We start from the raw sequence: 3,056 nt of genomic DNA on the forward strand, positions 1-3,056 counted from the left end.
AATCATCGGTGGTGCGTTGGGGTTCGTAGACCCTTATGCAGAGGAAGATTTTTTCTTTGTTTCAGAGTTATTTGTGGTACCGGAGTGGAAAAGAAAAGGCGTAGGAAGATATTTGCTGAATCATTTGGAGAAGCATTTGCAGGAAAAAGGAATCCACACCATACAACTGGTATCTATTCCGGATAATGTTCCTTTTTATGAAAAAGCAGGATTTAAACAAGAGGGGATTATTAGACAATCGATTTATTTAAACAATCACTTTTCAGATGAGATTATAATGGGGATGTTACAAAAAGAATATTTTGACCTTATTCAAAAATAGACAAGGCTTTTATCATTAAACGTATGACAAAATGGTCAAGGAGTTGAACTTCCTTGACCATTTTACTTTTTTTATCTGTATTTTACTTTTTCGTTAAAAATGAATAACTTAATCTTTTTCCCTTACTCTTTGTGTGTCTCTTATGTTCTTTTGAACCGTTATAGCTGCAAATAAACTTAGAACGAATGCCATACCATAAAATCCTTTTTCGCTTAAAATAATACTTCCTGCATTGTATAAACCGATGGCCATTAATGCAATAGATACAATAAGTGCGAACCAACTAATACCATAATAAATATTAGTAACTGGCAGTCCTTCATCTTTATCCCTAACTGCTTTTTGTAAAGATATTGCGGAATAGAGTCCGAATACTAACACTGCAAAGTAATAGCCTTTTTCGTTCAATTGCATATTTGCGTTAAATAAACCTATAAGATAAGATGCAACACCTACTAATAGCGCTGCCCAAGAAGCACCCTTGAAGGCTGCAGTCGGTTCCCCCTCTCTCCTTTCTTCTTTTACTTTTAAATCATTTCGTTTTTCTTTTTCTAACGAAACTTCATTATCAATGGACATTTAATGTTTTGCCCCCTTTCCTTAAAATTAATAAAAATGGAGCACCAGAGACAGTGTAGTACCCCTTCTTTTATACTATTATATAGAAATAAATGACAAATAATAGATTAATAATTATTAATTTCCATTTTAATTTTCTAAACATAAATGAACAGAGGTCGAATCAACCTAAGAAAATGCCGAATGTTTACCATTTTGGGCCGAATGAATGACAGAATGGGCCGAATAAACAGCAAAAATGGCCGAATCAGCTGCTGAATAGTTGAATCATAGCCCCCTAATGAAGGATCATACTGCGTTTTCAAGCTATAATAGTCAAGTCCTTACAACCCAATTCAGTAACTAAAAAAAGACTGTAGACAAACTCCATTATCACCCGAGTTTGTCTACAGTCTGAAAGCTTTATCTGATAGATTTCAAGTAGTCTTGCGCATGCTGCTGGAACTCAGCATATTTAGTGATTTCATTTGTGTAAAGTTGTTTCTTGATTACATGATAACTGCTGTCTTTCTTGATGTCGACAGATGCCTGATAGATATAGCTGCCATTTCCAATGAGATCGATCCACGTTTTTGATTGATCATTATGAACAACACATTGTACTTTTCCTCCATTATTGTAAACGGAGATCGGTGTTTCAGGTTGATTAAGACCGAGCTCACAGGTTACAAGACTTGAGGCGGACATTGCGGTACCGCAGGCATTGGTAAAGCCTACACCTCGTTCGTAGGTCCGTACAAATATTTCGCCATCTTTCAGCTGTTTAACAAAACTCATGTTGACACCATCTGGGAATAAATCATTTGGGCCGTTTACCTGTGAGGCCAGTTCCTCCTGCAGGTTAGAGTCTATTTCACTCCAGCCAACAAGTGCGATCGCATGTGGATTAGGCACTGCTAATGCGGTGAACGCTATCGTCTCTGACAACGTTGGAAGTGTTTCATTCTGCAATGTATCTTTATCAATAGCCAGCGGGAGATCTGACGCTTTAAAGCTAATTGGTGAAATTTCCACACTGAACGTCGGTATTCCATCGTAGATATCGACTGTCTTTGCTGCCGCTAGGTTCGCTTTCATTGTTTCAATAACCATTTGCTCTAGGTTTAATTTCTCATAAACAAATCTAGCTACACAGCGAAGTCCGTTACCGCACATGGAGGCTTCTGTGCCGTCTGAATTGAACACTCTCATTCTGGCATCAGCTGCATCACTTTTCATGACAAACAGGATCCCATCTGCTCCAAGTTCTCCATCACGTCTGCATAGTGATAGGGCAAGTTCGCTCCTTTCTGTTTCTGAGAAAGAAAGATCAGTTGTTAATTCATCAATTAATAGAAAATCATTGCTCGAACCATGGCATTTGAGAATGTCGAGTAACATCGCTGCACTTCCTTTACGAATAATATAAACAATTGTGATAATATATTGGTATCATAGCATTTCAGAAAAGGAAGTGCCACCAATTGAAAGTGAAATCTGTCTTCAAAAAGTATACTTGCTGGTTTGAGTTTTTTATTAATCCTGATGAACTTTTTCCTGAAATAATCCCTGGGACTAAAAGTGTGAACGTTCGTGCAGCCATTTTATCCGAGCAGCAAGTTGTGTTATGGTCAGGTGTTGTGTCTGTTAAAGTTAATGAATTTGGTATCTTCCCAAATCCAAAACAAGCACGTGAGCTCCCTGTACCAGATACGATTAAGAAAATGTTTCTACTCGAACTCAGACGCTATATTAAACCACAAAAGGCGTTTTTATAAAGAAAGGAGCATTCAACAGTACTCTGCTGAATGCTCCTTTTTCTATTTACGAGATAAAACTAAAAGAAAGATAGGCCAAGAAGAGTAGTCCAATTACATACATCGGGACACTAACCTGTTTTCCTTTACCGAGTACTATTTGTATAAATGGATAGAGAATAAACCCAAAAGCCATTCCGTCTGCAATGCTGTATGTCAACGGAATCATCGCGATTGTCATCAATGCTGGAATGCTCTCTGAAAGATCAGTAAAATTCAAGTTTCGGAGATTCCCGAGCATTAAAAGACCGATCATAATAAGAATGGGCGCAATGGCACTGTCAGGAATAATCTGAATGATTGGAAGCAAGAAAATGGAGAGTGCGAATAACACCCCAGTTACTACAGCCGTTAAGCCT

4 protein-coding genes and 1 pseudogene are annotated in these 3,056 nt (G+C 37.8%); 2 read left to right on the forward strand and 3 right to left on the reverse strand.

Going from position 1 to position 3,056, the window contains the following annotated elements; genetic code table 11:
• Positions 1–322 (forward strand): GNAT family N-acetyltransferase (locus tag AC52RT_RS07070; RefSeq protein WP_495540090.1); only part of this gene is annotated, 322 nt, incomplete at its 5' end.
• Positions 323–430: 108 nt separating this feature from the next.
• Here the strand turns inward: AC52RT_RS07070 and yiaA are convergent.
• Together yiaA and dapF are read right to left on the reverse strand one after the other, a co-directional pair.
• Positions 431–901 carry an inner membrane protein YiaA gene (gene yiaA / locus AC52RT_RS07075; protein WP_495540091.1) on the reverse strand — a complete coding sequence of 157 codons (471 nt, stop codon included), beginning with the start codon at positions 899–901 and terminating at the stop codon, positions 431–433.
• Positions 902–1,303: 402 nt separating this feature from the next.
• On the reverse strand, positions 1,304–2,281 hold the full coding sequence (dapF, locus tag AC52RT_RS07080; RefSeq protein WP_495540092.1) for a diaminopimelate epimerase: 978 nt from the start codon (positions 2,279–2,281) through the stop codon (positions 1,304–1,306).
• Between the two features lie 83 nt (positions 2,282–2,364).
• Between dapF and AC52RT_RS07085 the strand changes: the two genes are divergently transcribed.
• On the forward strand, positions 2,365–2,658 hold the full coding sequence (locus AC52RT_RS07085) for a hypothetical protein (RefSeq protein WP_495540093.1): 294 nt from the start codon (positions 2,365–2,367) through the stop codon (positions 2,656–2,658).
• Positions 2,659–2,704: 46 nt separating this feature from the next.
• Here AC52RT_RS07085 and AC52RT_RS07090 read toward each other — a convergent pair.
• A pseudogene (locus AC52RT_RS07090) lies at positions 2,705–3,056 on the reverse strand (NCS2 family permease); the annotation flags it as partial.

The organism is Peribacillus sp. (assembly GCF_059453735.1).